Here is a 26,231-nt window from a genome sequence, read left to right on the forward strand (position 1 = left end):
GCGTTGCGAAATCGGGTCAAGCCGCCCAGGCTTGACCCGATTCCGCGCCTTGCCTCCACCCCCTTGCAGACCCAACGCGAGCCCGTTTCTCTGCCGCCCAGGCTCCAGACCGTGTCCGACACGGGACCGGTGCCGGTGCCGACGCCGCACTCGACGGTGCTTCGCCAGACTGGATGCATTCCCTAGACGGAGGCAAACACATGGCCTACAGCAGCATCATGGGCGCCGACCAGGCGCCGACCAATCCCAGCGGGCGCGAAGCCGAACTGCTGGGCCCGAGCGACAACTCCGACAGCGGCAGCGACACCATCGGCACCAGCGAAGCGCATGAAGACAGCGACTCGCGCGGCACCGGCGAACGCGGCGCGGTGGCCGGCTCCGATGCGCGCGAAGGCGCCGACATCCTGCCGGACCGCGTGGTCAACCTCGGCGACGACGCCGGCGTCGAAGCCGACGAAGTCTCGCTCGAACTGACGGACCTGGACAGCGAAGACCTGGAAGCGCAGGCCGACCGCGACGCGGCGGCCGAGCGGGGCTGACGCCATGGCAGGACGCGGCGCGCCGCCCGATCCCATGCGTCGGGTGCGCGGCGTGCTGCGCGACACCTTCGGCCTGCCGCGCCTGCGCCCCGGGCAGGCCGCGGTCATCGAACGCGTGCTGGCCGGCCAGTCGACCCTGGCCGTCATGCCCACCGGCGCCGGCAAGTCGCTGTGCTACCAGCTGCCCGCGCTGCTGCTGCCCGGCCGCACGGTCGTCGTCTCGCCGCTGATCGCGCTGATGAAGGACCAGTGCGAGTCGCTGCACGCCCTGGGAATCCGGTGCGTGCAGATGAACAGCAGCCTGGGCGGCGAGGAAACCCGCGCGGCCGAGGCTGCGGTGGCCGACGGCAGCGCGAAGATCATCATGACGACGCCGGAACGGCTGGCCGACCCGGAGTTCCTCGAACTGCTGACGGCGCACCCGGTCAGCCTGCTGGCGGTCGACGAGGCCCACTGCATCTCGCACTGGGGCCACGACTTCCGGCCCGCCTTCCTGGAGATCGGGCAGGTGCTGCCGCGCCTGGGCAAGCCGGTGGTGCTGGCGTTGACGGCCACGGCCACCGACGACATCGCGGCCGACATCTGCAAGCAGCTGGGCATCCCCGCCGCGGGCGTGGTGAACGCCAGCGCCTACCGGCCCAACCTCGACCTGCGCGTGCTGGCGCTGGAAAAGGAAGCCGACAAGCTGGCGCACGTGCTCAAGCTGGTGCGGGGCACCCCGGGCAGCGGCATCATCTACACGGCCACCGTGAAGGCCGCAGCCGCAGTGCATGCGGCGCTGCTGGAAGCCGACGAATCGGTCGGCCTCTACCACGGCAAGTTGGCGGCCAGCGAGCGCGATTCCGTCCAGGAGGCCTTCATGAACGGCGACCTGCGCGTGATGGTCGCCACCAATGCCTTCGGCCTGGGCATCGACAAGGCGGACATCCGCTTCGTGCTGCACTACCAGCTGCCGGCGACGCTCGAAGCCTATTACCAGGAGGCGGGCCGCGCGGGCCGCGATGGCGCCACCTCGCGCTGCACGCTGCTGTTCCTGCGGGGCGACAAGGCGATCCAGCAATTCTTCATGGCCGGCCGGTATCCCGGCGAGGAGGACACGGCGGCCGTCGTGCAGGCGCTGCGCGAACCTCCGCCCGAAGGAACCAATGCCTGGACACTGCCGCTGCTGCAAGGCCGCGTGGCCCGTGCCCGCGCCAAGATCCAGGTCGCGCTCGGCCTCTTGCGCAAGGACAGGATCGTGCGCCAGGAGCGCGACGGCACGCTGAAGCTGCTGCAGGCGCAGGCCGGCGGCGCGCGCATGCGCGAACTGACCGAAACCTACGGCAAGAAGCGCGACCTGGACCGCGAGGCGCTGGAACGCATGGTGTTCTACGCGCAGACCGGCCAGTGCCGCTGGCGCGTGCTGCTCGACCACCTGGAAGGTGGGGCAGCCTTCGAGCGCTGCGAGCACTGCGACAACTGCCGGCGGATCGCTGCGCACGAAGCGGTGGTCGAAGACCTGCTGCGGCGCGCGCCGGCGCCCGAGGAAGAAGCCGAGGAGCCGGCCGCCGCCGTCTTCACGCGCGGCGACCTGGTGGAGGTGCGCCGCTATGGCCGCGGCGTGGTGGAGGAAGCCTCCGCCACGCAGGTGACCGTGGCCTTCGCGGACCGCAGCCGGCGCAGCTTCCTGCCGGAGTTCGTGAAACGCGCCCGGCGGGCGGTGGCGTCGCGCACGGCAGTGCCACGCGGCAACCCCGCCGTCCCGGTCACCTGACGCTCACCGACATCTTCTTCCACCACGGATCCGACCAGCGCTGGAACGGCCCCAGCGCGTCGGCCTCGCCCGACTGCTTCTGCGTCAGCAGCGTGTCCAACGCCACCACTTCGTAGCTGCGGCGGTAGCGTCCTTCGCCGCGCGCCTCGCGCGCCACCAGCACCTGCTGTCCGCCCGGCACCCAGCCCGCGAACTCGGCGTAACCCAGGCCCGGCTGCAGGGCCGCCGGCGGCAGGACGTCGACGCGCCACTGTCCGCCCTGCCGCCGGAACACCCACAATTCGCGCCAGCCCGCGAGCGGCTGCACCGCGAGCGTCAGTGCGTTGCCTTCGCGATTCAGCGTGGCCGATTGCGGCCAGACCAGCGCATAGGTGCAGCGCCGCGCCAGCGGCTGCTCGGCGCCATGCTTCGCATCGACCAGCAGAACGCAGGTTTCACCCGGCCGCCCCGCCGCCGTCACGATGCTGGCGCGCGCGGACGAGGGCGCTTCCGGCGCGAGCCCGACCGCCGCCCAGCGCACGGCGTTCGCCTGCATCGCCGCGTCGTTGTAGGCAGCCTGGTCTTCCTCCAGCAGTTCGGCGCGCTGCACGCTGGTGAATTCGGCCAGCGCGCGCTGGGCCGCCATCTCGCCGGCTTCCCCGAAGCGCGCCTGCTCGTAGGCCAGCGTGCTGAACACGGCGACCCGGCGCAGCGCCAGCTTGTTCTTCAGGTAGCCGGGCAGGTCCTTGCCGGCCGGGCGATCGAGCACTGCAGCACGCCACAGGTTCAGGTCGTGCAGCTGCTGCGCCTTGAGCGCCGGGTCGGTGCACTCGGCCTGCGTGAGCGCCAGCGCCGCGCGCGCCTGCTGCTGCGGCGTGGACGGCATGGCCAGCACGCGGCGGAAAGCCTCGCCGTCGTAGCAGATGCGCATGCGGCCCTCCTGCTCGTAGCTGGTGAACTTCACGCCGTAGCGCGAAGCCACCTCCAGGTGCGCCGACACCGTTGCCGACTTCGCATTCGCGCCGTTCGCGCCGTTTGCGCGTTGCGCGAGCCGTTGCGCCAGCGTACCGAGCGCTTCCAGCGCCTCGCTGCCTTCGGCGCCGCGGACCGACTCGGCCGGCGCGGCCTGCAGCCAGGCCGCCGCCACGCCGATGCCCAGCGCCTCCGCACCCGGCGCTTCGCGGATGAAGCGCAGCACGCCCAGCAGCTGCGGCGCTTCGGCGGGCGTGAGCCCGGTGCGCTTCACCTGGCTCGCCTTGACGAAGCCGCCGCGCTCGCGCCGGTGGTCCCAGACCTGCAGGTAGTCCAGCCGCTCGCCGCGCACTTCGAGCAATTCGCCCTGCCACAGCTGCGCCTGCTGCGGCGCCGAGTCGCGCGGCGAGGCGCGCAGCACGGCGTGGTCGGTGGTGACGATGGCCGTGGCCAGCAATGCGGTCGCGAGCATGCTCACTCCTCTTCCGCCTTGGCGGTCGCATGCTGCGCTTCGGCCCGGCCCGGCGCGCCGCCGCCCAGCAGGTTGGCGGCCAGGAAGCCGCCGCCGCTGCCCGGCGGCGCGATGATCACCTGCACCTTGTCCGAAAGCTTGTCGGCCAGCGTCTTCTGGATCAGGAGCGGATGCCGGCTGATCAGGCTGCCCTCGCGCGCCATCTGGTCGGCGTTGGCCTGGCCCACCTTCTCCATGCGGAAGGCTTCGGCTTCGGCGAGCTTGCGCCGCGCATCCGCTTCGCCGCTGGCCTCGATGCGCCGCGCCTGCGCGCTGCCTTCGGCCAGCTTCATGCGCGACTCCTTCTCGGCTTCCGCTTCCAGCCGTCTCTGCTGGATCTGCCGCTCCTTGAAGGGCAGCACGTGCTTCATCGCCTCTTCCTGGGCGCGCGCCGCGATCACCTGCTCACGCGCCGCCGCTTCGGCCCGCACCTCGCGCCGCACCTTCTCGGCGTTGGCTTCGAGCTCGGTTTCCTTCACGCGCTTGTCCTTCAGCTCCAGCGTGTAGCGCATCTTCTGCGTCTCGAGTTCCTCGGCCAGCAGGCCCTCCATGCCGCGCTTGTAGTCGGCCGGCAGGTCCACCTTGCCGACCTGCACGCTGCGCAGCAACAGGCCGTCGGCGGCGAGGCGGCTGCCCAGGTCGGCTTCCAGGGTCTGCTGGATCTCGAAGCGCTTGGTCGAGAAGATCTCCCGCACCGTGTAGCGGGCAAAGACCTTGTAGACGATGCCTTGCACGGCCGGCTCGACAACGTCGGCCTCCAGGTTGGCCGGCAGCTCGCCGCCCCGGCGCGCGAGCTTCGCGGGATCGAGCGCGTAGCGCACCGCCAGGTCGATGCCGACCGACAGCCCTTCCACCGACTGCACCGGCGCCGGACCGGCCGCACTCGCCATCTGCTGCGGCCGGTAGCTGCGGTCGCGCAGCGCATACACCTCGGCGTGGTGCAGGCCCGGCAGCACGAGGATGCTGCCGTCGCGCCACTGCACCGTGTCGCCGGTCAGCTGGTTGGTGCGAACACCCAGCTCGCCGGGACCGGCCGTCTCCAGCGGCGGATGGGCCCACAGCACCCAGCCGGCGACGCCGGCGATCGCGGCACCGGCCAGGGCGCGGCGCGCTCGCAGCACGCCGTCGAACGCGCCGTCGGCAAACAGCGGATCGGTGCCGCCGGGGCGGCGGATGGCGCGGGCCACGGCAATGCGGGCGGCGCGGGCGATGGACTTCAGGCGGGCAAGCATGGGAAGGCTCCAGGACAAGGGTGGGAATTCAGCAGCCGCCTTCGCTGGCAAACAGTTCAGCGGCGGGCAGGTTGGCGCCCGGCTTGGCACGCGTGGACAGCAGCAGGTAGCTCGCGTCGTCGACGTCGACCAGGAAGTCAGGGCGGCCGTCGCCGTCGAGGTCGGCGACGAAGCGCACCGAAGTGGTCAAGGCGTCGAAGGGGCCGAGCACGTAGTCGTAGGTCTGGCCGCCGTAGCCGATCGTGTAGGCCATGCCCTTGGCGCTTTCCTCGACACGCACGCTGAAGCGCGTGGCGCCCAGCGAAAGCTCGTAGTCGCGGCCCATCTTCGGCTGCGCCAGCACGGTGGGGTAGCGGTAGCCGGGGCGCACGCCCGGCTTCAAGGCGGCGCCGGGCAGGCGCAGGAACAGGGCATCGGCAGAGACCAGCGTGCGATCGGCCGGCGTGGTGCGCTGCACTTCGACGCTGCGCTCGCGCGGCACGATGCGGAACCAGCCGTCCTTCGGCCAGTCGCCCTGCGCGGCGCTCACCACCTCGTCCTGCCAGGTCTGCGCGTCGACCAGGAAGCCCTGCTCGTTCGGCAGGCCGGCTGCCCAGATCGAGGCGGCCGCGAGGCCCGCGCCGGCCAGCAGGACGAGGTCGCGCAGGGCGCGGAGGGTGGGGTTGCTGCGGGTTTCCATCGTGCTTCTCCTGGGGTGTGGACGATGGAAGTGATTCTTCGAAGCACGGGGCGAGCAAACAATGCAGGCGCGGGGCGGCTTCGTTCACGCCCCGGAAGAAATCTTCCGGGGCCCGCGTGCGGGCCGCCTCGATAATCCGCGCCATGACCCGTGTCGCCGTCATCGAGGACGACCTCCCCACCAGCCGGCAGCTCGCCGGCTGGATCCGCAGCGCGCGGCCCGACGTGGCCGTGGACCAGTGGTTCAACCGGGACGACGCCGAAGCGGCGCTGGCGCGCGAGCCCTACGACGTCGTGCTGCTGGACATCGAGCTCGGGCGCGAGCGCCATGCCGGCGTCGCGCTGATCAACGCCATCAACAAGCAGGGCCAGGGCGTGCCGGTGCTGGTGGTGTCGGCCATGCCGGCCGCCATCTACCGCAGCATCATGAAGGCGCTGGACGCCTGGGACTACCTGCAGAAAACGACCTTCGAGGAGGCCGATTTCATCGAGACCTTCCTCGAGATCCTGCGGGTGGCGCGCGAGCGCAAGGCGCAGCGCGGCGCGCCGGCGGCGGCCGCCGGGGAACTGGCGCTCGATCCGCTCTGGCAGCGCACGCCCACCTGGCGCGGCGAACGCATCAACCTGCCGCTGACGGCGCAGCGCATCCTCGCCACTCTGTACCAGCGCAGCGGCGAGGTGGTCTCGTACGAGGACCTGTTCGACGTGGTGAAGAGCGGCCGCAACCGCGACAACGTGCGCAAGCACGTCAGCACCATCCGCGATGCCTTCCGCGAGGTGGATCCGCAGTTCGAGGGCATCGAGAACGTGCCGATGCGCGGCTTCCGCTGGGTGCCGTCGCCGCCCAGGCGCGGATGAAGCTGCTGGACGCGCCGCGCCTGGGCCTGGCGTCCTTTCGCCGCCGGCTGCTGCTGCGCGGCGTGTTCCTGCTGCTGGCGCTGGCCACGCTGGCGCTGGCGGTGGTGCTGCTGCAGGACGAGAAGGAGCGCGGCTGGCGCAACTACCAGCAGGGGTTTCGCAAGACGCAAGCCGACGTGATGGCGCGGCTGCGGCATCCGGCCGGCCTGCTGGCGCTGCTGAACCCGCAGGCGCAGGGCGACGCGTTGCCGCTGCGGCCGCTGCTGCTGCCCTACCCCTCGCTGGACGTGGACGATCCGAGCAAGGCCTTGCAGGCGGTCGAACAGGCCGGCTGCCCCGTGCGCTGGCCCGACGACAGCACGCTGTGCGCCGCGATCGGCGACAACCCCTACGCCGGCGGCTACGTCTACCTGGTGGGCAGCTTCCGCGCCGGCGACCTCGTGCCGCGCGAGGGCGGCAACATCGACCTGGAGACCGTGCACCGCGCGCGCATCCGGCTCGAGATGCGCGGCGAGCTGCAGGCCTGGGTCGCGCCCTTCGAACGGCTGTCGCTGCGCGGCGAACCGCTGGTGCGCGGCCGCCTCGCGGGCTACGCGGCGGCCGACGCCGAGCCCGCGCTCGCGGCGGAGGCGAAGCCGCTGCGCGACTTCCGCGGCTGGCTCTGGCAGAGCGCCACCTGCAGCGCCGGCGGCGAACCGCCCGATTGCCTGCGGCGCGTGTTCTATTCGATCCGGCTGCCGGTCGAGGCCTTCCGCGCCGCGCTGGCCGATCGCACGCGTCCCGAGTGGCCGCCGGCGGACCTGGACCGCATCCGCGTGCACCTGCAGATGCTGGCGCCGGGCAATGGGCCGCCGCTCTTCGACAGCAACGCGCCGGGTGCCGTCGCGCCGCCCATGCTGGCGGACCTCGGCCAGTCGCTGCAGCCGGGCGAGGTGCTGACGATCACGCGCACCGACCTTCCGCGCCAGGCGCCCATCGTCGTGAAGGGACGCGAAGCCGAAGACGGGCGCGGCTCGCCGCTGATCCTGCGCCTCATCGACCGGCTGCCCGTGGCAGCGCGGCCCGGCCCGCTGCAGGCGCGCGAGACCATCACGACACCGGTGGGCAGCTATGAAGTGCGGCTGGCCGGCGATCCGCGCGGCAGCGACCGCGGACTGGGCGTGATCGCCACCCGCATGTCGTGGTACGTCGCCGCCATGCTGGGCGCGATCGTGCTGGCCTGGCTGCTGATCGAGGTGGGCCTGATCCGCCGCATCGTCGTGCTCACCAAGCGCGCCGCCGCCGTGTCGCGCAACGTGCAGCAGGACGCCTCCGCCGGCGCCCGCATCGGCCAGCTCGACGTGTCCGACCTGCGCGGCTCCGACGAGCTGGGCATCCTGGCCGGCGGCCTGGCCGACCTGCTGCAGCGGGTGAAGGCCGACGTGCAGCGCGAGGAATTGCGTGCCCAGCGCGAGCGCGACACCCTGCAGGCCGTGGGCCACGAATTGCTTTCGCCGTTGCAGTCGCTGATGGTGCTGCACCCGGATGCCGACGACCCGGCACACCGCTACGTGCAGCGCATGCAGCAGGCCGTGCGCGTGCTGTACGGGCAGGCCTCGCCCAGCGAGGCGCTGGCCGCCGCGCAGCTGGAGCTGGCGCCGCTTGACCTGGACCGCTTCCTGCGCCACGTGGCGGACAACGCGCATTTCGCCGGCATGGCCGGGGTGAGGTACACGTCCGGCGGCGCGCCCTGCCCGGTGCGGGCCGACGAGTTCTCGCTGGAAGACGTGGTGACGCACATCCTGCGCAATGCGGACCGGCATCGCCGTCCCGGAACGCCGATCACGCTGACCCTGGCGGCCAAGGATGGGCAGGCGCTCATCGGCATCCACAACGAAGGGCCGGCGATTCCCGAGCCGCTGCTCGAGCGCATCTTCGACTACGGCGTGAGCGAAGGGCTGCCGGCCGACGGCGCCCAGCGCCGCGGCCAGGGCCTGTTCGTGGCACGAACCTACCTGGCCAAGATGGGCGGGACGGTGCGCGCGCTCAACCAGCCGGACGGCGTGCTCTTCGAGCTGTCCCTGCCGCTGGCGGGCCCAGGCTGAGTTGAGCTCTCCGCCCTCGTTTCCGGAATCCACCTACACGCGCACCCTCCCTTCACCCCGGCCGACACCCGGTCCGTCCGGTAGAGTGGCGGGAGCCCCGAAGAAGAAGGGCGCACGGGAGTGTTTCTGATGCGTATTTCCAACCGATCCGCCCGGACCGGCCTGACCGTCCTTGCCGTCGCCGCAGTGGCCCTCGCCGCCGGGCTCGCCTACCACTCCGAGCGCCTGCCGGGCTGGCTGGGTCAGGAGCCGGTCGCCGTCCGGCCCGTGCCCCAGGCGCAGCCGCCCGGGGCGGCCGCCTCCGCCGCACAGAACCCCGAAACCGAGATCGCCCAGGAAACGCCACCGCCCGGCGTCGAGATGGTGCCCGAGGCCGAGGCGCAGGCGCCCATCGAGCTGCGCCAGTCGGTCGGCCATGCGGCCGGGCTGCACAAGGTGAAAGACCCGCTGCGGCTGGTGTCGAGTGCGGCCTATGCCCTCGATATCGCCACCGGCGAGGTCCTGGTGAAGAAGAACGAGGACGCCGTGCTGCCGATGGCTTCGCTCACCAAGATGATGACGGGCCTGCTGACGGTCGAGGCCAAGCTGCCCATGGACGAGGTGATCACCATCACCGACGACGACGTCGACAACGAGCGCCACAGCCGCTCGCGCCTGCGCGTGGGCACCACGCTGACCCGCGGCGAAGCCCTGCACCTGGCCCTGATGTCGAGCGAGAACCGCGCGGCGCATGCGCTGGGACGCACCTTTCCCGGCGGCCTGGGCCAGTTCGTCAATGCGATGAACAACCGCGCGAAGCAACTGGGCATGAAGAACACCACCTATTCGGACCCCACCGGCCTGTCCAGCAAGAACCAGTCGACGGCCCACGACCTGGCCCTGCTGGCCATGACCGCCTCCAAGCAGCCGCTGCTGCGCGAGTATTCGACGACGCCGCGCTACCAGATCGCGCTCGGCAAGAAGACGCTGCAGTACAACAACTCCAACCGGCTGGTGAAGAACCCCAAGTGGGACATCGCCTTCCAGAAGACCGGCTACATCATCGAAGCCGGCATGTGCATCACCATGAACACGCGCATCAACGGCCGCAACGTGGTGATGGTGCTGCTGGACGCCACCGACAAGAACAGCCGCCTGAAGGACGCCGAGCGCGTCAAGAAATGGGTGCTCACGCAGGCCGGCGGCGGCGACACCAACATGGCCATGACCCCCCGGCAGGGGTCGAAGAGCTGAGGCGGCTCCCTTCGCGCATGCGGCTCCCGAGGTTCGTCCTGGCCGCCGTGCTCGCCGGCGCGGCCGCCGTGCACGCACAGACGGCGGACGACGACCGCGGCGTGCCCCTTTACCTGCAATGGATGCCCGCGCACAAGGCGGAAGTGGCCGCCTTCGAGGCCTTCCTCGCGGAGCAGAAGGTCAAGGACGTGGTGCCCACCTACCAACTGCTGCGCAGCGCCTCGATGTGGCGCGAGTGCAATGCCGCGCCGTTCCAGGTGCCGCCCCCGGCGCAATGGCCTTTGGCGCGCGACGTGCTGCTGCTGCTGCAGGAGCTGCGCCGCACCAACGTGCTCGGCCCCTTCGCCGTGGCCTCGGCTTATCGCGACCCGACGCTGAACCGCTGCGCCCACGGTTCGAAGCACAGCTCGCACATGCGCTTCGCGGTCGACATCGTTCCGCTCGGCCCGACCGACGACCAGAAGCTGTGCGCCTTCTGGCGCGCCCAGGGCCAGGCCTGGAACATGGGCCTCAGCCGCTATCCCAGCGGCCGCATCCACGTCGACCGGACGGGCTGGCGGACGTGGGGGGAGGACTACACTCTGCGCAGCAGCTACTGCAACCAGCTGGCGCAGAAGCGGCCTTAGGTTCGCGCAGCGACCTCACCCCCTCGAACCTATTTGAAGCTCAACTCCGCGTGCTCGCCCATCTTCGGACGGGTGCCGGTCGCGGCGGCGGTGCCCATCTTGAGCAGCTGCAGCAGCTTGTTCTCCTTGACGTTCCAGTACTCGGCCTCGTCGATGTGCACTTCGACGAGCTCCAGGTCCGGGTCGTCGGCGCCGTCGAACCACGCCTTGTCGATCGTGCCGAACAGCTCCTTCTTCTTCTGCGCATCCTCGAGGATGGTCGCGGTGCCCGTGATCGACACCCAGGTGTCGTCCTTCGGGTTCGCATAGGACAGGTTGACGTTGCCGTCCTGGCGCAGGCGCTGGCCGACCTCGGTCTTGCGCGACACGAAGAAGTAGATCAGCGCGCCTTCGTCGAGCGCCTTGTTCTGGGTGGTCAGCGGATGCGAGTGCAGCGAACCGTCGGCATGGCGGTGCGACAGCATGCAGAAGCGGGTGTCCTTGATGAGGTCCCAGAGGACCTCGTGGCTCTTGCGTTCGTCTTTGTCTTTCATCGTGGCTCCTGTTCGTACCGAACGAGGATGTAGCACTACACGGGAGCGCGCGGTCGGGACAGCGTGACATCGCTTGTACGTCTTGGCCGACACGGCTCCTGCACAGCCGTTAGGATGGCGGGACAAGAAGGAGACAAGCCATGAAGTACCCCGCACGCGCCATCGCGGCGCTGCTGGCCGCCGCCTGCATGGCGGGCGCCGCCCTCGCGCAGCCCGCCGACTACCCGAAGCAACCGATCCGCATGGTGGTGACCTTCCCGCCGGGCGGCAGCGCCGACGCCGTCGTGCGCATGCTGGTGCCGCGCCTGAACGAAAAGCTGGGCCAGCAGGTCGTGGTCGACAACCGTCCCGGCGCGGGCGGCAACATCGGCCTGGCCATCGTCGCCAAGGCGGCGCCCGACGGCTACACGCTGGGCGTGGGCGCGGCGGGCGCGCTGTCGGCCAACGCCAGCCTGTACGAGAAGATGCCTTTCGAGACCCTGAAGGACTTCAAGCCGGTCAGCATGCTGGCCGCGATTCCCTTCGTGCTGGTCGGCCATCCCTCGCTGGCGGCGAAGACGCAGAAGGAACTGGTCGCACTGGCGAAAGCGCAGCCCGGCAAGCTGTCGGTGGCGCACGGCGGCAATGGCACCGCGATGCACCTGTCGGCCGCCCTCTTTGCCCAGATGGCGGACATCAAGCTGGTGGAAGTGCCGTACAAGGGCTCGGGCCCGGCGGCGCTCGACGTGCTGGCCGGCAACGTGCCGCTCGCCGTGGTGGACCTGCCTTCTTCGCTGCAGCAGATCAAGGCCGGCAAGCTGCATGCGTTTGCGGTGACGAGCCCGCAGCGCCTGCCGCAGTTGCCGGACGTTCCCACGGCGGCGGAAGCCGGCTTGGCCGGCTACGACTCGACCGGCTGGTTCGGCGTGGTCGCGCCGGCCGGCACGCCGGCTGCCATCGTCAATCGCCTGAACGCCGAGATCACCGCGGCACTGAACGATCCCGCGATCCAGGCCAGCATGCGCAACCTCGGCGTCGAGCCCGCGCCTTCGAAGCCGGAAGCCTTCGAGGCCTACATCCGCAGCGAAACGCAGAAGTGGGCGCAGGTCATCAAGCAGGCCAACATCAAGATCGAGTGATGGCGCAGCAGCAGTTCGATACCGACGTGCTCGTCGTCGGCGCAGGACCGGTCGGCCTGTCGCTGGCCATGGACCTGGCCGCGCGCGGCGTGCGCGTGACCATCGCGGAGATCCGGCGCTACGCCGAGCCGCCCAACGTGAAATGCAACCACGTAGCGGCGCGCACCATGGAGCGCTTCCGCCGCCTGGGCGTCGCGCAGAAGCTGCGCAACGCCGGCCTGCCCGCGGACTACCCCAACGACGTCGTGTTCCGCACCGCGGTCTGCGGCACCGAGCTCACGCGCATCCCGATCCCGGGACGCGCCGAACGCTACACCTCGCGCGTGGGTCCCGACACCTGGTGGCCGACGCCCGAGCCGCCGCACCGCATCAACCAGATCTATCTGGAGCCCATCCTGCTGGAGCACACGGCGGCGCTCCCCGGCGTGACGCTGCACAACCGCACGCAGGTGACCGGCTTCACCCAGCACGAGGGCTGCGTCGAAGCGACGCTGCAGGACCTGGACACGGGTGCGCAGCGCAGCCTGCGCGCGCGCTACCTGGTGGGCTGCGACGGCGGCAGTTCGATGGTGCGCAAGGCGATAGGCGCGAAGCTGGAAGGCACGCCGGTGATCCAGCGCGTGCAGTCCACCTACATCCGCGCGCCCGGACTGCGCGCGCTGATCCCGGGCAAGCCGGCCTGGTCGTACTACTCGGTCAATCCGCGCCGCTGCGGCACCATGTTCGCCATCGACGGCCACAGCACGTGGCTGGTGCACAACCACCTGAATCCGGACGAGCCGGAGTTCGATTCGATCGACCGCGACTGGTCCATCCGCCAGATCCTCGGCGTCGGTCCCGACTTCCAGTACGAGGTGATCAGCAGGGAAGACTGGGTCGGCCGCCGGCTGGTGGCCAACCGCTTCCGCGACCGCAACGTATTCCTCGCCGGCGATGCGGCGCACCTGTGGGTGCCGTACGCGGGCTACGGCATGAACGCGGGCATCGCCGATGCGCTCAACCTGTCGTGGCTGCTGGCGGCGCGGGTGCAAGGCTGGGCCGAGGAAGCGATCCTCGATGCCTACGAGGCCGAACGCCAACCGATCACCGAGCAGGTCTCGCAGTTCGCGATGGAGCACGCGGCCAAGATGATCAAGGCGCGGCGCGCGGTGCCGCCCAACATCGAGGCCGGCGATGCGGAAGGCGAACGCGCGCGCCGCGAGATCGGCCAGGAAGCCTACGACCTGAACGTCCAGCAGTTCTGCTGCGCGGGCCTGAACTTCGGCTACTTCTACCAGGGCTCGCCCATCATCGCGGCCGATGCGGAGCAGCCGCCGGCCTATTCGATGGGCGGCTTCACCGCGTCCACGGTGCCCGGGTGCCGGGCACCGCACTTCTGGTTGCGGGACGGAAGCTCGCTGTACGACGCGTTCGGCCAGGGCTACACCCTGCTGCGGTTCGCGGACGTGGACGTGGGCCCCTTGGTGAAGGCGGCGCAGGCGCGCAACTTGCCGCTGAAGGTGCTGGACCTGGCGGGCGAGGACGCCCCCGAAGCGTATCGCCACAAGCTCGTGCTCTGCCGCGACGACCAGCACGTTGCATGGCGCGGCAATGCGGTGCCGGAAGATGCGGCGGGGCTGGTGGAGATGCTAAGCGGTGGGGGCGCTGCGCCAACCCACCCTACGGGGTCGCCGGTTCCGCGCTGAACTTGCGGCGCAGCTTGGCGACGCTGCGGTCGGAAACGCCCAGGTTCGCCAGCGCCGCCAGCTCCTGGTCGGCCCGCGCCTGGTCGCCGGAGCGGGCATAGGCCAGCGCCAGCAGCGCATGGACTTCGCGGAAATTGCCGGTCATGTCGCGCGCCTGCTCCAGCGAGCGGATGGCCTTGCGCGGGTTGCCGGCCTCCAGGTCGCGGATGCCCAGGGCGATCCAGTGGTAGGGATCGCGCGTGGCGCGCGCTTGCAGGATGCTTTCGTAGCGCCGCGCCTCGCCGTCCCGCCCCTGCGCCGCCAGCAGCTCGGTCAGGGAATGCAGGGCGACGTCGTTCTGGCGCGCCAGCGCCACCGCGCGCTGCAGCAGCTGCTCGGCTTCCGCGGCCAGCGAAGCCTGCCGGTACAGCTGCGCGAGGTTGGCGTAGCTGGAGGCGTAATTGGGGTCGGCCGCGATGGCGGCGCGGAAGTGCGCATAGGCCAGCGCGCGCTCGCCGTGCGCCAGGTGTTCCACCGCCCGGTTGTTCAGGAAGCGGGCGTAGATCGCGTTTTCTTCCAGCAGGCGGCCCGCCTTGGGCGACGCGTAGTCCGGCTCGAAATCGACCACCACGTCGTGTGGCTTGTCCTCCGCGTAGAGCGTCCATTGCGCACGCGGGAACAGCACGTTGACGTGCTGGTTGACGAAGTCGAAGCCGTCGCGGCGGTCGAACAAGGTGGGCGTGTCCACCTCCTGCATCTGCGCCCGCATGCCCATCGCTCGCGCCACCGAGTAGGTGAGCACGGTGAGCGACAGGCAGTCGCCGCGCTGCCGGCGCCAGGTCTCGGTGGCCACGGTGGAGTGGCCGGCGGCGTAGGTGAAGCGGCGCTGGTCGGGGCCGAAGACGACGGCCAGCAGGTGCTTCAGTTTCTGCGAAGGACTCAGGTCCGCGGGCATCGGCTGCAGCACCTGCGCCAGCAGGTCCGCATCGAGCCGGAACAGGTCCTCGCGCGTCACCGTCACCAGGGCCGGCTGGTAGGCGAAGGCGGTGTCGCGCCAGGGCGGCGACGCGTCGTCCCTCACGGTGGCGCAGCCGGCGAGGCATGCGCAGGCCAGTGCAAGCATCAGCAAACGCCACATGGCGGTCTCCCGGTTGCTGTCGACCCGGCCACGATAGCGCGTGCCGCGCCTTTGCTCAATGCCCGGCTCGCAACTGGGCGAAGGACGTGAGCTGCCCGGCGAGCGCGCTGGCCATCACCGTCGCCGGACTGGCCAGCCAGACCTGGCCGGGGCCGGAGCGGCCGGGGAAGTTGCGGTTGATGGCGCTCACGGTCACCTGGCCCGCATCCACCGATGAGCCCGGGCCGCAGTTGGCGCAGGCACCGCAGGAGGGCTGCAGGATGCGGGCGCCGGCGGCGGCAAAGGTGCGGTCGTAGCCCTGCGCCACGCAGTAGTCGCGCACCGCGGTGGTCCCGTACTGCAGGAACAGCTGCACACCGGCAGGCACCTTCAGGCCATGCGCCAGGCCCCAGGCCAGCACCGCGTGGTACTGGTCGAAGTCCTCGCGCTTGCCGGCGGTGCAGGAGCCGCCGTAGGCGATATCCACTTTCACCGGCTGCGCCAGCTGCTCGATGGCGAGGCCGGTGCCAGGGTCGCCGGGCGCGGCGACCATAGGTCCGAGCGATCTGCAATCGACGCGGATCACTTCGCTGTACGCCGCGCCCGCGTCGCTCTTCATCCAGTCTTCCAGCACGCAGTCGATGCCGCGCCGTTCCTTGAGGAATCGCACGGTTTCGGCATCCGGCGCGACGATCCCGGTCAGCCCGCCGAGTTCTGCCGTCATGTTGGTGAGCGTGGCGCGCTCGTCGGTGCTCAGGGCCCGCAGCGCGCTGCCGCCGAACTCGAACACCTTGCCGACGCCGCCACCGGATTTGATCGCCGGCAACTGCAGCAGGTGCAGCGCGACGTCCTTCGCCGCGACGCCGGGCGGCAGTGCGCCCTCCAGTTCCACCCGCAGCACCGGCGGCAGCGTGAGCCGCACGGCGCCGGTGACGAATGCATTGGCCATGTCGGTGGTGCCGACCCCGAAGGCCACGCAGCCGAGCGCGCCGCTGTGCGGGGTGTGCGAGTCGGTGCCGGCCACCAGCTGGCCCGGCAGCGCGTAGTGTTCGGCCATCATGGCGTGCGAGATGCCGGCGACGTTGCTGCCGTCGTCGGCGCGGGCCTCCTCCTCGGTCAGCGTGCGATGGTTGCGCAAACCGTAATCGGAAACGAAGTCGCGCTGCGCCTGGCACATCGCCTGCATGTTGGGGACGAGTCCCGACGCCAGGTGCGCCGGGCTCTCGCCGGTGTAGGAGGTGTGGTCCTCGAACACGACGATGCTTCCCGGATCGTGCAGCGCCAGCGGCCGCCCCAGCGTCGCGTGCAGCATGTGCGCCGCCATGCCGGTGTAGTACTCGTGGATGAAGCGCCAATCGGCGCGCACGAAGCAGCCGTCGCCGACCTGCGGCGACGCGGACGTCACCGGCGTGCGCAGCAGGTGGCGCTCGACGATCTTCTCGAACAGCGTGCGCGGGCGCGCAGCATCCGGCGCGCCGGAAGGCTGCGCGTCGCGCAGGTGCTGCTGCCCGAAGGCCAGCAGCCCGCCGCCGGCCAGGATCGCGGCCGCCAACGCGTCGCGACCGGCCACCAGCTCCGCAACCGGAATCGCCTCGCCTGCCCGGATGCGATCGACGAGCCCGAGGTCGGTCGAGGTGAAGAGGCCGATGTTGTCGGCGTTCTGCCGGTAGATGCGCTCGAAGCTTTCGGCGATGACCAGGCGGATGCCCGCCAGCTTCTCCGCCGCCGGGCTGTGCTCGCGCGAGGAGCCCTTGCCGTAGCGGCGCCCGGCCACCGTCACCTGGAAGCCCCCCGCCTGCACGGCGCCGGGCGCGATCGGCCGCGAACCGTCCGCGATGGTGAAGCCCGTGTACGGAAAGCGCGCGAGGCGATCGTCGTAGTGGGACATGATCCGCACCGGCGTGATCTCGTCGGTGGAGACGTCGTCGGCCGGCGTGGCGCCGTCGCGCGAGAGCAGGAGGATGCGCGGGTTCGCGCCGAAGTCCAGGGTGTTCATGGCGGAGCCAGGCTCGCCAGGTGGTCGAGCAGGAGTTGCGCCGCCGGCGACAAGGCCGGCGGGTCGCGGTAGCAGATGATGAAGCGCCGCTCGGCCCAGGGCTCGCGCAGCGCGACGAGCTTCAGGCCATAAGCGGCGGCGGGGTCCTGCGCCACTTCACGCGGCACCAGGCTGATGGCAAGGCCGGCGCGCACCACGCGCAAGGCCGCCTCGAAATTCGTCACTACCACGCGGTGGCGCACGCTGCGCCCGAGCTGCGCGGCATGCCGCTGCAGCATCACCTGCACCGCGCTGTTGACGGGCAGGCTCACGTGCTCGAATTCCAGCGTGTCCTCGAAGCGCACCGACTTGCGGCCGGCCAAGGGATGGCCGGGCGGCACCACCACGCAAAGCTGGTCGCGCCGGTAGGGCCGCGCGTGCAGCGTGCCGACGTCGGCCGCGTCCCAGCACACGCCCAGCGAGGCCAGGCCCTCACGCACGCCGCGCACGATCTCGGGGCTGACGCGCTCTTCCATGTCAACGTGGATGCTGCGATGCGCGGGCTTCTTCAGGAAGGCCGCGACGTCGTCGGCCAGCGACTCCGTCATGGCCGAGACCGAAGCGAGGATGCGCACCTGCCCGTGCCCGCCCGCTGCATAGGTCTCCATGTCGCGCGCGATGCGGGCAGCGCCATCGAGCATGCCGCGCGCGTGCTCCAGCAGCGTCTGGCCGGCGGCGGTGGGCAGCACGCCATGGCGCTTGCGCACCAGCAGGGGCGTGCCGACCTGCGCTTCCAGCTGGGCCAGCCGCTTGCTGATGGCCGAACCCACGATGCTGGCGCGGTCGCCGGCACGCGCGATGTTGCCGGTCTCGCAGACGGAGACGAACAGCCGCAGGGTGGTGAGGTCGAGGTCGCGCAAGGTGTTCCGGATCGGAAGGTCAGGGTTCTCAAATTGAGATCACGGCTCCAACTGGAAATTCTAAACTGCGATCCATGCACCCTGCTTCCCTTTCCACCTTGCCGCGCCGGGCGACCGTGCGCGAGATGGGCCTGCGCGATGGCCTGCAAAGCATCGCCACCATCGTTCCCACTGCCGCCAAGTGCGAGTGGATCCGCGACGCCTATGACGCCGGCGAGCGCGAGATCGAAGTCGGCTCCTTCGTGCCGGCCCGCCTGCTGCCGCAACTCGCGGACACCGCCGAAGTGCTGGCCTTCGCGCAGACCCTGCCGGGGCTGAGAGCCTCGGTGCTGGTCCCCAACCTGAAGGGTGCGCAGCGCGCCCTGGAGTGCAATGCGGAGCTGATGCTGGTGCCGCTGTCGGCGAGCCACGCGCACAGCCTGGCCAACCTGCGCAAGCCTCCAGACGAAGTCGTGGCGGACATCGCCCGCATGCGCGCCGAGCGCGATGCCAGCGGCGCGCGCACCCGCATCGAAGTCGGGATGAGCACGGCCTTCGGCTGCACCATCCAGGGCCATGTCGATCCCGAAGAAGTGGTGCGCCTGGTCCAGGCGGTGCTGGACGCCGGCGTCGACTGCGTCAGCCTGGCCGACACCGTGGGCTACGCCGATCCGGCGATGGTGGCGTCGCTGTTCGAGCGCGTGCTGCGCGTGGCCGGGGACAAGCTCTCCTGCGCGCACTTCCACGACACGCGCGGCCTCGCGCTGGCCAACGTGTACGCGGCGCTGCAACTGGGCATCACGCGCTTCGACGCGTCCACCGCCGGCATCGGCGGCTGCCCGCACGCGCCCGGCGCGAGCGGCAACGTGGCCACCGAAGACCTCGCTTACATGCTGGCCAGCATGGGCGTCGAAACCGGCCTCGATTTCGACCAGCTGCTCGCGCTGCGCGCCAAGGTGGCCGGCTGGCTGCAGGGCGAATCCCTGCACGGCAGCGTCTGGCGCGCCGGCCTGCCCAAGACGATGAAGGAGGCCGCCCATGCCTGACCAGAGCTCCGCGACCCAGCCCCTGCAAGGCCTGCGCGTCGTCGAATTCACCCACATGGTGATGGGTCCGACCTGCGGCATGGTGCTGGCGGACCTCGGCGCCGAAGTGATCAAGATCGAGCCCGCCGACGGCGACCGCACGCGCTCGCTGCTCGGCGCCGGCGCGGGCTTCTTCCCCATGTTCAACCGCAACAAGAAGAGCATCGGCATCGACCTGCACCAGCCCGAGGGCGCCGAGCTCGCGCGCAAGCTGTGCGCCAGCGCCGACGTGGTGGCCGAGAACTTCAAGCCCGGCACCATGGAGAAGTACGGGCTCGACTACGCTTCGCTGCAAGTGGCGAACCCGAAGCTGATCTACGCCAGCTGCAAGGGCTTCCTGCCCGGCCCCTACGACCACCGCACCGCGCTCGACGAAGTGGTGCAGATGATGGGCGGCCTCGCCTACATGACGGGCCGCCCCGGCGACCCGCTGCGCGCGGGCACCAGCGTCAACGACATCATGGGCGGCCTGTTCGCGGCCATCGGCGTGCTGGGCGCGCTGATCCAGCGCGGCATCACCGGCCGCGGCATGGAAGTGCAGTCGGCGCTGTTCGAGAACAACGTGTTCCTCATGGGCCAGCACATGCTGCAGTACGCGGTGACCGGCAAGCCGGCCGCGCCGCTGCCCGCGCGCGACAACCCCTGGGCGGTCTACGACGTCTTCACGGTGAAGGACGGCGAGCAGATCTTCCTCGCGGCCGTGAGCGACGCGCAGTGGAAGACCTTCTGCGACGTGCTGGGCTTCGCCGACCTGAAGGCCGAGCCAACGCTGGCCACCAACAACCTGCGCGTGCAGCAGCGCCCGGCCCTGCTCAAGACGCTGGGCGAACGCCTGCGCGCGCGCAGCGCGGCGGAGCTGTCGGCGCTGATGGAGAAGGCGGGCCTGCCCTTCGCGCCGATCCGCCGCCCCGAAGACCTGTACGATGACGAGCACCTGCTGGCCAGCGGCGGCCTCGCGGACGTGCGCCTGCCCGACGGGGCCAAGGCCGGCCAGACGGTCAAGACCACGCTGCTGCCTTTCACCCTCGCGGGCGAGCGGCTCGGCGTGCGGCTGGACCCGCCGCGCCTGGGCGAACACAGCCGCGAACTGCTGCAGTCCATCGGCCTGGCGGACGCACAGATCGCCGCCTTGAAAGAGCGCGGCGTCGTGGCCTGAAGACCATCATTCCCACCAGAAGGAGACAAACCATGCATTCATTCCCCCTCTCCCGCCGCAGCGTGCTGGCGGCCGGCGCCGCCGCGCTGCTGCCGGCCCTCGCTTCCGCGCAAGCCGGCACGGTGCGCTTCATCCTGCCGAACGCCACCGGCTCCGGCGTCGACGCGATCACCCGCGCCGCGGCGCCGGCGCTCGGCAAGAGCCTGGGCGCTTCGGTGGTGGTGGACAACCAGCCCGGCGCGGGCGGCGTCGTCGGCCTGCAAGCGCTGGCGCGTTCGCCGGCGGACGGCAGCGTGCTGTCGGTGGTGTCGAACAACGTCGTGATCTTCCCGAGCGTGCTCAAGTCGCTGCCGTTCGACATGCCCGGCGACTTCACGCCCATCGCGGTGGTAGGCGCCACGCCCATGGTGCTGGTGGTCAACCCTGCCAAGATGCCCGTGAGCAACGCCAAGGAATTCTTCGCGCTGCTCAAGAGCAAGCCCGACACCTTCAACTTCGCCTCCGGCGGCAACGGCACCATCCTGCACCTGGCGACCGAGCTCGTGCTCGATGCCGGCGGCGCCAAGGCCAAGCACATCCCTTACAAGGGCGTGGGTCCGATGGTCACCGACCTCATCGGCGGCCAGGTCGACTTCGGCACCGCGGCGCTGCCGAGCGTGCAGGCGCACATCAAGTCGGGCGCCTTGCGGCCGATCGGCGTGCTGGCCCCGACGCGGACGCCCGCGGAGCCTTCGATCCCGACGTTTGCCGAGCAGGGCCTCGCCAATTTCGCGGTGGAGGCCTGGTTCGCCGTGATCGGCCCGAAGGGCATGAGCCCGGCGGCGGTCAAGAAGGCGCACGACGCGGTCGTGGCGGCCTTCAACGATCCGGCCGTGAAGGAAGCGATGCAGAAGCAGGGCAACACGATCCAGATCGGCACGACCGAGCAGGCCCAGGTGGCGTTCCGTTCGGAGATGGCGAAGTACGCGGCGCTGGTGAAGAAGGTCGGGCTCGAGCCGCAGTAAGCGTGGCAGCCGGGGTTGCCACCCCGGCCTACAGTGGGCGGCGTAGGCCGGGGTGGGAACCCCGGCTCCCCTACGACGCCTGCACGGCCTCGAACTGCTCGAACGCCCGCTGCAATTCCGCCCGCAAGCGCTCCAGCACGTCCTGCGGTGCCGACGCCGCCTTCTCTTCGATCGCCGCCGCAACCGCGGCATAGCGCTCGGCACAGACCATGGCACCCGCCCCCTTCGCCGAGTGCGCCAGCAGGCCCACCTGCGCGCGGTTGCCGGCGGCCAGCGCCGTGGCCAGCTTGGCCAGCAGCGGCGGGGTCGCGGTGCGGAAGGATGCCAGCGCCACTTGCTCCAGCTCCACGTCGCCGCCGAAGCGCGAGCGCATCCGGTCCTCGCTGAACACGTGCAGGTCGGCCGCCTGCGAGGGCCGCTCCACGCCGGCGGGCGGCGCCCAGCGCGCCAGCATCGCGCCCAGCAGCTTCACGTCGATCGGCTTGCTCAGGTAGTCGTTCATGCCGGCTTCGAGGCAGCGCTCGCGGTCGCCCTTGATCGCATTGGCCGTCATGGCGATGATGGCCGCCGTGCAGCCCGCGGCGCGCAACCGGCGCGTGGCTTCGTAGCCATCCATCTCCGGCATCTGGCAGTCCATCAGGATCAGGTCGAAGGTGTTGCCCACCGCCTTCTCGTACGCCTGCACGCCGTCGTTGGCGAGCGTCACGTTCTCGTAGCCCAGCTTGTGCAGCATGCCGAAGGCCACCACCTGGTTGGTGGTGTTGTCCTCGGCCACCAGCACGCGCACGCTGCCGTCGGGCCGCGGCAGCTCCTGCCAGGTCGAGGCCTGCGGCATCGCTTCGGTGCAAGTCACCGGCACCGTCACCGTGAAGCGCGAGCCTTTCTCCGGCGTGCTGATGAAGCGCACCGCGCCGCCCATCAGCTCGACGAGCTGGCGCACGATGGCGAGGCCGAGGCCGCTGCCGCCGAACTTGCGCGAGGTGGAGCTGTCGGCCTGCATGAAGCGCGTGAAGAGGTTGTGCTGCACCTCCTGCGGAATCCCGATGCCGGTGTCGGCCACCGAGAACTCCAGCGTGCAGAGCCCGCCGTCCTGCTGCGAGCCCTTCACGTCCAGCCCGATCCAGCCGGCGCTCGTGAACTTGAGCGCGTTGCCCAGCAGGTTGACCAGCACCTGGCGGATGCGGGTGGGATCGCCCTGCACGTGGCGCGGCACCCGCGGGTCGACCCGCATGCGGAACAGCAGGCTCTTCTCGGTGGCGCGCAGGCGGTACAGCGTGGACAGGTCGTCCAGCAGTTCGATCAGGTCGAAGGGAAAGCTTTCGATCTCCATCTGGCCGGCCTCGATCTTCGAGACGTCCAGGATGTCGTTGACCAGCGCCAGCAGCGAATGCGCGCTGCGGTCGATCAGCGTCGCGTGGCTGCGCATCACCTCGCCGAGCGGCTCGTCCAGCAGCAGCTTGGTCATGCCGATGATGCCGTTCAGCGGCGTGCGGATCTCGTGGCTCATGGTCGCCAGGAACTGGCTCTTGGCGCGGTTGGCCGCATCGGCGGCGTCGCGCGCCACCCGCAGTTCGTCCTGCGCCTGCCGCGCCAGCGAGATGTCGCGGTTGGTGCCCACCATGCGCAGCGGCAGCCCCTGCGCATCGCGCTGCGCCACCTTGCCCTCGCTGTGGATCCACACCAGCGAGCCGTCGCGGCGGCGCACGCGGTGTTCCACCTCGTAGTGGGGCGAGCGGCCCTCCAGCACTTCGACCAGGCCTTCCTGGATGTTGTGCAGGTCCTCGTGCGGCACCAGCGACAGCAGTTCCTGCGCGGTGCAGATGGTCTCGGTGGGCGGACCGCCGAGCAGCACCGACCAGGTCTCGGAGAGATAGATGGTTTCGGAGGCGACGTCCAGGTCCCACAGCGCGAGGCCCGAGCCTTCCAGCGCGCGATGCAGCCGCTCCTGGCTCTCCAGCAGCGCCCGGCGCGCCTCCTGCGTGTCCGTCACGTCCTGCAGCGCGCCCACCAGCGCCACCGCCTTGCCGTCGCGCATCTCGATGCGGCCGATCGAGCGCACCCAGCGGCTGCGGCCCTTGGCGGTGACCATGGGCAGCATCACGTCCCAGGGCTCGCCGGTGGCCATGCAGGTCTCGGCGGTGCGCTTGATCTCCTGCTGCGCCTCGGCGGAAAAATACTTCTTCTGCTCGTCGCCTTGCGGCTGGTAGTCGTCCGGCAGTTCGTAGATGCGGCGCACCTGCGGCGTCCAGATCACCTGGCGCGTGAGGAAGTTGTAGCGCCAGCCGCCGACGCCGGCGATCTCCTCGGCCCGGGCGAGGAAGTCATTGCTGGAGCGCAGCTCGCGCTCGTAGTCGATCTGATCGGTGACGTCCACCACCGAGCCCACGTAGCCGCCGTGCGAGCCGCCGGGCAGCCGCACCGCCTGCGCGCGCACCCGGATGTGCACCACTTCGCCGGTCGGGCGGATCACGCGGTAGGGCGCGTCGAGGACGCCGCCGGCGGCGGTGGTGCGCTGCCAGTTGCCGACGATGGCGTCGCGGTCTTCCGGATGCACGCTGTCGACCCAGTCGCTCGCCAGCAATTCGTCGCGCGAACGGCCGAACATGCGCGCCGCCTCCGGGTTGACGTAGATGATCTGGCCGCCCGCGTCGGAATGGAAGATGCCCACCGGGCAGGCTTCCGACAGTTCGCGGAACATCTGCTCGCTGGCCGACTGCCAGGTACGGTGCGCGGCCTGCCGCAGCAGCAGCGCCTGCATCACCGACTGCGCCAATTCCTCCAGCACCGCGCGCTGGTCCGGCTGCAGGCCGGTGCGCGCCTCGGTGTCCAGGACGCACAAGGTGCCCACGACATGGCCTTCGGGCGTGCGCAGCGGCGCGCCCGCATAGAAGCGAACGTGCGGCATTCCGGTGACCGTCGCCAGCGCACGGGTTCGGGGGTCGACGCTCGCATCGCCGGTCTCGACGTAGGCGCCGGACTCCAGCACCAGCGAGCACACCGTCGCTGCGCGCGGCACCTCCGTGATGCCGTCCAGGCCCACCTGCGCCTTGATCCACTGCCGGCGCGCGTCGACCAGGCTGATCTTCGCCATGGGCGTGCCGCAGGCCGCGGCGGCGGCGCGCACCAGGCTGTCCAGCAGCGCCTCGGCCGGCGTGTCCAGCACGCCCAGCCGCGCCAGGGCCTCCAGGCGGGCCAGTTCGGCGTCGGACGCGGCGCGGTCGTTCATCCGCCGCCTAGCGTGCGAGGGTCGAGGCGCCGAACAGGCTCTGGATGAATTCGACCGCCAGTTCCGCCGTGCGGTTGCGCACGTCGAGCGCCGGGTTGATCTCCACCACGTCGAGCGAGGCGAGGCGGCCGGTGTCCGCGATCATCTCCATGCACAGCTGCATCTCGCGGTAGGTCGGGCCACCGCGCACGCCGGTGCCCACGCCGGGCGCTTCCATCGGGTCGAGGCAGTCGAGGTCGAAGCTCACGTGCAGGTGGGTGTCCTCGTCCACGTCCTGCAGCACCTCGGTCATGGTGTTGCGCATGCCGTGCTCGTCGAGGTGGCGCATGTCGAAGACCTGCAGGCCCAGCTGGCGGATCGCCTGCTTCTCCTCGGCGTCGACGCTGCGGATGCCGATGAAGTCCAGGTTGTCCGCGCTGATGGCGGCGCGCTCGCCGCTCCAGCCGACCAGCTCCGCCGGGCCGAAGCCCAGCAGGCAGGCGACCGGCATGCCGTGGATGTTGCCGCTGGGGCTGATCGCCTCGGTGTTGACGTCGGTATGCGCGTCGAGCCAGATCACGCGCAGGTTCTTGTGCTCCTGCCGGCACTGGCGCGCCACCGCGCTGATCGAGCCGATGGCCAGGCAGTGGTCGCCGCCCATGAGCAGCGGCACGTGGCCCATCGCGAGGTCGGTGGAGACGGCGTCGAAGACGGCACGGTTCCAGGCCGTCACTTCCGGCAGGTGGCGGATGCCGTTGGCCGGCGCCTTCCACGGATTGGGCGGGCCCGCGAGGTTGCCGCGGTCGATGACGCCGAGGCCGTGGTTGCGCAGGGCATCGCCGATGCCGGCCACGCGCAAGGCGTCGGGTCCCATGCCCGCGCCGCGGACACTGGCGCCCACGTCGGTGGGGGCGCCGATGAGGCTCACTGTTTTCATGCGCGCGCTTCTCCCAGGTCAGCCGCAACGGTCGCATTGTGCGGCAAGCGGACCGCGCCCGCAGCCATCTACAGGCGAAAAACCGCCTTGCGCCGTCCGACCGGGGCGCCCTTGATGCTGGCGATGGTCTCGTTGCGCCAGGGCCGCAGCGCCTCGCGCTGCGCATCGTCCATCCAACCGATCTGGTCCAGTGCCTCCACCGTGGCCGCGAACAGCGCCAGCTTGTTGCCGTCGGCGATCTTGATCGCCAGCGCTTCGCCGCGGCCGCGGCTGGCCACCACCTGCACGCCCTCGGCGCCGACCTTGCTGACCCAGTCGCCGCGGCCGGCCTGCATCAGGGCGACGTCGTTGCGGCCCGTGCCCGACACCAGTTCCGGATGCGCCGTCATCGCGTTGGCCAGCGCGTCGAAGCTGTCGCCGAATTGCGCGTCGGCCTTGCCGCTGGCGAGGCGGGCGAAGCCGCGGGCCAGGCTGGCCAGCGGCATGGCGTAGTTGGGCGCGGAACAGCCGTCGATGCCCATGGCCAGCTGGCCTTCCTCCAGGCCGACGGCCGCGGCGACGTCGCGCCGGATCGCCTGCTGCAGCGGATGCGCCGGCGCCACGTAGGTCTCCAGCGGCAGGCCGTGCTGCACGCAGTGCGCGAGGAAGCCGCTGTGCTTGCCGCTGCAGTTGTGGTGGCGTTCGTCGTAGCTGCCCGGCGCGGGCGGCGGGTAAGCGCCCAGTTCGGCGAAGTAAGGCACGTGGCAGCCGCACTGCAGGCGCTTGTAGCCGACGCCCGCCTTGGCGAGGATGTTGTCGACCTGCTCGACGTGCATGGGCTCGCCGTTGTGGCTGGCGCACAGCATCGCCAGGTTGGCCGGCGTCAGGCCGAAGTGCTGCACGCCGCCGCCCTGGACGAAGGGCAGCGCCTGCAGCGGCTTGAGGGTGGAGCGGGTGAAGCTCACGCGCTGCGGATCGCCGGCGCTGGCCAGCACGCGGCCGGTGGTGTCGGTGACGGCGACGTGGCCGAAGTGCACGTTTTCCAGCGTATCGCCGCGGGTGGTTTCGACCAGGGGAAGGAGGGAAGGCATGGA

At 70.6% G+C, this 26,231-nt stretch carries 21 protein-coding genes; 11 read left to right on the plus strand and 10 right to left on the minus strand.

Annotated elements, in window-relative coordinates:
* The first annotated feature begins 200 nt into the window (after positions 1-200).
* Positions 201-539, plus strand: coding sequence for a hypothetical protein (locus LZ009_RS23630; protein WP_275700454.1), 339 nt, complete (start codon positions 201-203; stop codon positions 537-539).
* A gap of 4 nt (positions 540-543) precedes the next feature.
* Positions 544-2,292 (plus strand): RecQ family ATP-dependent DNA helicase, encoded by a 1,749-nt coding sequence (locus tag LZ009_RS23635; RefSeq protein WP_275700455.1) that lies wholly within the window; start codon positions 544-546, stop codon positions 2,290-2,292.
* Here LZ009_RS23635 and LZ009_RS23640 read toward each other — a convergent pair.
* Genes LZ009_RS23640 through LZ009_RS23650 form a run of 3 tightly spaced genes read right to left on the minus strand, consistent with a single transcriptional unit; the run spans position 2,285 to position 5,665 of the window.
* Positions 2,285-3,715: an SH3 domain-containing protein gene (locus LZ009_RS23640; RefSeq protein ID WP_275700456.1), complete on the minus strand. Its 1,431-nt coding sequence runs from the start codon at positions 3,713-3,715 to the stop codon at positions 2,285-2,287. The two genes, LZ009_RS23635 and LZ009_RS23640, sit on opposite strands and share 8 nt — an antisense overlap.
* Before the next feature lie 2 nt (positions 3,716-3,717).
* Positions 3,718-4,986 (minus strand): SPFH domain-containing protein, encoded by a 1,269-nt coding sequence (locus LZ009_RS23645; protein WP_275700457.1) that lies wholly within the window; start codon positions 4,984-4,986, stop codon positions 3,718-3,720.
* 28 nt (positions 4,987-5,014) lie between these two features.
* Complete coding sequence (locus tag LZ009_RS23650) at positions 5,015-5,665, minus strand: hypothetical protein (protein WP_275700458.1); 651 nt, start codon at positions 5,663-5,665, stop codon at positions 5,015-5,017.
* Between the two features lie 143 nt (positions 5,666-5,808).
* On the opposite strand from LZ009_RS23650, the gene LZ009_RS23655 reads away from it, so the two are divergent.
* The 4 genes from LZ009_RS23655 to LZ009_RS23670 all read left to right on the plus strand — a co-directional run bounded on the left by LZ009_RS23655 (position 5,809) and on the right by LZ009_RS23670 (position 10,465).
* Positions 5,809-6,522, plus strand: coding sequence for a response regulator transcription factor (locus LZ009_RS23655; RefSeq protein WP_275700459.1), 714 nt, complete (start codon positions 5,809-5,811; stop codon positions 6,520-6,522).
* Positions 6,519-8,606 (plus strand): sensor histidine kinase, encoded by a 2,088-nt coding sequence (locus LZ009_RS23660; protein WP_275700460.1) that lies wholly within the window; start codon positions 6,519-6,521, stop codon positions 8,604-8,606. The genes LZ009_RS23655 and LZ009_RS23660 overlap by 4 nt, the downstream gene beginning before the upstream one ends.
* Positions 8,607-8,735: 129 nt before the next feature.
* On the plus strand, positions 8,736-9,839 hold the full coding sequence (locus LZ009_RS23665; RefSeq protein ID WP_275700461.1) for a serine hydrolase: 1,104 nt from the start codon (positions 8,736-8,738) through the stop codon (positions 9,837-9,839).
* 17 nt (positions 9,840-9,856) lie between these two features.
* Positions 9,857-10,465 (plus strand): D-Ala-D-Ala carboxypeptidase family metallohydrolase, encoded by a 609-nt coding sequence (locus LZ009_RS23670; RefSeq protein WP_275700462.1) that lies wholly within the window; start codon positions 9,857-9,859, stop codon positions 10,463-10,465.
* Positions 10,466-10,494: 29 nt separating this feature from the next.
* Here the strand turns inward: LZ009_RS23670 and LZ009_RS23675 are convergent, their stop codons facing one another.
* Positions 10,495-10,998 (minus strand): pyridoxamine 5'-phosphate oxidase family protein, encoded by a 504-nt coding sequence (locus LZ009_RS23675; protein WP_275700463.1) that lies wholly within the window; start codon positions 10,996-10,998, stop codon positions 10,495-10,497.
* A gap of 140 nt (positions 10,999-11,138) precedes the next feature.
* Between LZ009_RS23675 and LZ009_RS23680 the strand changes: the two genes are divergently transcribed.
* Both LZ009_RS23680 and LZ009_RS23685 read left to right on the plus strand, forming a co-directional pair.
* On the plus strand, positions 11,139-12,116 hold the full coding sequence (locus tag LZ009_RS23680) for a Bug family tripartite tricarboxylate transporter substrate binding protein (RefSeq protein WP_275700464.1): 978 nt from the start codon (positions 11,139-11,141) through the stop codon (positions 12,114-12,116).
* The gene (locus LZ009_RS23685) at positions 12,116-13,801 is read left to right on the plus strand and encodes an FAD-dependent oxidoreductase (RefSeq protein WP_275700465.1); all 1,686 of its coding nucleotides are present in this window, start codon (positions 12,116-12,118) and stop codon (positions 13,799-13,801) included. Before LZ009_RS23680 ends, LZ009_RS23685 begins: the two co-directional genes overlap by 1 nt.
* On the opposite strand, the gene LZ009_RS23690 is transcribed toward LZ009_RS23685, so the two are convergent.
* From LZ009_RS23690 to LZ009_RS23700, 3 genes are read right to left on the minus strand one after another with little or no spacing between them, the layout of a single operon-like run.
* Positions 13,776-14,918 (minus strand): tetratricopeptide repeat protein, encoded by a 1,143-nt coding sequence (locus tag LZ009_RS23690; RefSeq protein ID WP_275700466.1) that lies wholly within the window; start codon positions 14,916-14,918, stop codon positions 13,776-13,778. The two genes, LZ009_RS23685 and LZ009_RS23690, sit on opposite strands and share 26 nt — an antisense overlap.
* A 55-nt stretch (positions 14,919-14,973) precedes the next feature.
* Positions 14,974-16,893: an aconitase family protein gene (locus LZ009_RS23695; RefSeq protein ID WP_275700467.1), complete on the minus strand. Its 1,920-nt coding sequence runs from the start codon at positions 16,891-16,893 to the stop codon at positions 14,974-14,976.
* Positions 16,890-17,792, minus strand: coding sequence for a LysR family transcriptional regulator (locus LZ009_RS23700; protein ID WP_275700468.1), 903 nt, complete (start codon positions 17,790-17,792; stop codon positions 16,890-16,892). The genes LZ009_RS23695 and LZ009_RS23700 overlap by 4 nt, the downstream gene beginning before the upstream one ends.
* A 74-nt stretch (positions 17,793-17,866) precedes the next feature.
* Between LZ009_RS23700 and LZ009_RS23705 the strand changes: the two genes are divergently transcribed.
* From LZ009_RS23705 to LZ009_RS23715, 3 genes are read left to right on the plus strand one after another with little or no spacing between them, the layout of a single operon-like run.
* Positions 17,867-18,817 carry a hydroxymethylglutaryl-CoA lyase gene (locus LZ009_RS23705; protein WP_275700469.1) on the plus strand — a complete coding sequence of 317 codons (951 nt, stop codon included), beginning with the start codon at positions 17,867-17,869 and terminating at the stop codon, positions 18,815-18,817.
* Positions 18,810-20,012: a CaiB/BaiF CoA transferase family protein gene (locus LZ009_RS23710; RefSeq protein ID WP_275700470.1), complete on the plus strand. Its 1,203-nt coding sequence runs from the start codon at positions 18,810-18,812 to the stop codon at positions 20,010-20,012. Before LZ009_RS23705 ends, LZ009_RS23710 begins: the two co-directional genes overlap by 8 nt.
* A 32-nt stretch (positions 20,013-20,044) precedes the next feature.
* Positions 20,045-21,016, plus strand: a complete 972-nt coding sequence (locus LZ009_RS23715) for a Bug family tripartite tricarboxylate transporter substrate binding protein (RefSeq protein WP_275700471.1) — start codon at positions 20,045-20,047, stop codon at positions 21,014-21,016.
* Between the two features lie 70 nt (positions 21,017-21,086).
* Here the strand turns inward: LZ009_RS23715 and LZ009_RS23720 are convergent, their stop codons facing one another.
* From LZ009_RS23720 to LZ009_RS23730, 3 genes are all read right to left on the minus strand, one after another.
* Positions 21,087-24,242 (minus strand): PAS domain-containing protein, encoded by a 3,156-nt coding sequence (locus LZ009_RS23720; RefSeq protein ID WP_275700472.1) that lies wholly within the window; start codon positions 24,240-24,242, stop codon positions 21,087-21,089.
* Between the two features lie 7 nt (positions 24,243-24,249).
* Complete coding sequence (gene rocF, locus LZ009_RS23725) at positions 24,250-25,158, minus strand: arginase (protein WP_275700473.1); 909 nt, start codon at positions 25,156-25,158, stop codon at positions 24,250-24,252.
* Positions 25,159-25,226: 68 nt separating this feature from the next.
* Positions 25,227-26,228 carry an asparaginase gene (locus LZ009_RS23730; RefSeq protein WP_275700474.1) on the minus strand — a complete coding sequence of 334 codons (1,002 nt, stop codon included), beginning with the start codon at positions 26,226-26,228 and terminating at the stop codon, positions 25,227-25,229.
* Positions 26,229-26,231 lie beyond the last annotated feature (3 nt).

This window comes from Ramlibacter paludis (assembly GCF_022012305.1).
Lineage (GTDB): Bacteria > Pseudomonadota > Gammaproteobacteria > Burkholderiales > Burkholderiaceae_C > Ramlibacter > Ramlibacter paludis.

Excerpts from the sequence above, each read along its gene's own strand:
- LZ009_RS23630 (WP_275700454.1), top strand. The coding sequence starts at position 201 with ATGGCCTACAGCAGCATCATGGGCGCCGACCAGGCGCCGACCAATCCC.
- LZ009_RS23635 (WP_275700455.1), top strand. The coding sequence starts at position 544 with ATGGCAGGACGCGGCGCGCCGCCCGATCCCATGCGTCGGGTGCGCGGC.
- LZ009_RS23640 (WP_275700456.1), bottom strand. The coding sequence starts at position 3,715 with ATGCTCGCGACCGCATTGCTGGCCACGGCCATCGTCACCACCGACCAC.
- LZ009_RS23645 (WP_275700457.1), bottom strand. The coding sequence starts at position 4,986 with ATGCTTGCCCGCCTGAAGTCCATCGCCCGCGCCGCCCGCATTGCCGTG.
- LZ009_RS23650 (WP_275700458.1), bottom strand. The coding sequence starts at position 5,665 with ATGGAAACCCGCAGCAACCCCACCCTCCGCGCCCTGCGCGACCTCGTC.
- LZ009_RS23655 (WP_275700459.1), top strand. The coding sequence starts at position 5,809 with ATGACCCGTGTCGCCGTCATCGAGGACGACCTCCCCACCAGCCGGCAG.
- LZ009_RS23660 (WP_275700460.1), top strand. The coding sequence starts at position 6,519 with ATGAAGCTGCTGGACGCGCCGCGCCTGGGCCTGGCGTCCTTTCGCCGC.
- LZ009_RS23665 (WP_275700461.1), top strand. The coding sequence starts at position 8,736 with ATGCGTATTTCCAACCGATCCGCCCGGACCGGCCTGACCGTCCTTGCC.
- LZ009_RS23670 (WP_275700462.1), top strand. The coding sequence starts at position 9,857 with ATGCGGCTCCCGAGGTTCGTCCTGGCCGCCGTGCTCGCCGGCGCGGCC.
- LZ009_RS23675 (WP_275700463.1), bottom strand. The coding sequence starts at position 10,998 with ATGAAAGACAAAGACGAACGCAAGAGCCACGAGGTCCTCTGGGACCTC.
- LZ009_RS23680 (WP_275700464.1), top strand. The coding sequence starts at position 11,139 with ATGAAGTACCCCGCACGCGCCATCGCGGCGCTGCTGGCCGCCGCCTGC.
- LZ009_RS23685 (WP_275700465.1), top strand. The coding sequence starts at position 12,116 with ATGGCGCAGCAGCAGTTCGATACCGACGTGCTCGTCGTCGGCGCAGGA.
- LZ009_RS23690 (WP_275700466.1), bottom strand. The coding sequence starts at position 14,918 with ATGTGGCGTTTGCTGATGCTTGCACTGGCCTGCGCATGCCTCGCCGGC.
- LZ009_RS23695 (WP_275700467.1), bottom strand. The coding sequence starts at position 16,893 with ATGAACACCCTGGACTTCGGCGCGAACCCGCGCATCCTCCTGCTCTCG.
- LZ009_RS23705 (WP_275700469.1), top strand. The coding sequence starts at position 17,867 with ATGCACCCTGCTTCCCTTTCCACCTTGCCGCGCCGGGCGACCGTGCGC.
- LZ009_RS23710 (WP_275700470.1), top strand. The coding sequence starts at position 18,810 with ATGCCTGACCAGAGCTCCGCGACCCAGCCCCTGCAAGGCCTGCGCGTC.
- LZ009_RS23715 (WP_275700471.1), top strand. The coding sequence starts at position 20,045 with ATGCATTCATTCCCCCTCTCCCGCCGCAGCGTGCTGGCGGCCGGCGCC.
- LZ009_RS23720 (WP_275700472.1), bottom strand. The coding sequence starts at position 24,242 with ATGAACGACCGCGCCGCGTCCGACGCCGAACTGGCCCGCCTGGAGGCC.
- rocF (WP_275700473.1), bottom strand. The coding sequence starts at position 25,158 with ATGAAAACAGTGAGCCTCATCGGCGCCCCCACCGACGTGGGCGCCAGT.
- LZ009_RS23730 (WP_275700474.1), bottom strand. The coding sequence starts at position 26,228 with ATGCCTTCCCTCCTTCCCCTGGTCGAAACCACCCGCGGCGATACGCTG.